This window comes from Paraburkholderia madseniana (assembly GCF_009690905.1).
GTDB classification, from domain to species: Bacteria; Pseudomonadota; Gammaproteobacteria; order Burkholderiales; family Burkholderiaceae; genus Paraburkholderia; species Paraburkholderia madseniana.
On the sequence record NZ_VOSW01000301.1, the window covers coordinates 1 to 763 of the forward strand.

Annotated in this window: 1 protein-coding gene; it reads left to right on the plus strand. The window is 56.7% G+C overall.

Annotated elements, in window-relative coordinates:
- Nucleotides 1-93: 93 nt before the first annotated feature.
- Nucleotides 94-447, plus strand: coding sequence for a BON domain-containing protein (locus tag FSO04_RS45910; RefSeq protein ID WP_154568028.1), 354 nt, complete (start codon nucleotides 94-96; stop codon nucleotides 445-447).
- Nucleotides 448-763: the final 316 nt, after the last annotated feature.

The following is a 763-nucleotide window of genomic DNA, read 5'->3' on the forward strand; positions in this document are numbered from 1 at the left end:
ACCGCTACCCATGTGCGTGAATGCATGTAAAGCGGCGGTACGTCGGGATCCTGGAGAGGGTCTTCCGTTAGGTGATTGATACTGGAGCAGCCAATGAACGCAATCAGAACACTCAAGCTCGCTGGTGCTGTATTGATTGTTGTCACTTCCGTCAATGCGTGGGCACAGGAAAGCGAATCGTCTGCCATATCGGCGACAACGCAAGGGACGTCGAAATCCGCCGTCAGAAAGGCGAATCGGGCATTAAGCAGAAAAGTGGTTCAGGCGCTTTCGAAGGGCGGTGTCGATACCACGGGCATCAATGTACTCGTAAAAGGTGGTGCAGTAACGCTAGCTGGAAGCGTCACCGATCCGGCACTGATCGACAAGGCGGCCTCGATAGCGAAAGGCGTTTCTGGCGTTACGTCCGTGAAGAATGCTCTGACGATTCGCGAAGGTGGGCCGTAATACCGCCCACGTGCCAATAGCTGCGACTCAGCACACCGGCAACAGACTGATCGTCAGTGTCATTCCTGCTTCGATTTCGGTTGTTGGGGTTGCTGTCGAGGCTCAGATCCGCGTTGTGTCGGCGCCCTCGTACATGCGTCCGGGGGCATTACGTAGGGCACGTCGTCGCAGCAGCACTTATACACCGGAAACCCGTGCGCGTTCGTGCGGATGATGGTCGTTGGCCCGTGCAGCGGGCACACCGCTTTCATGGTGTCTCCTGAGACTCATAAGTCAACTGGTCCTATCGTACACGCAGCTCGCCGGTCCGGTATGG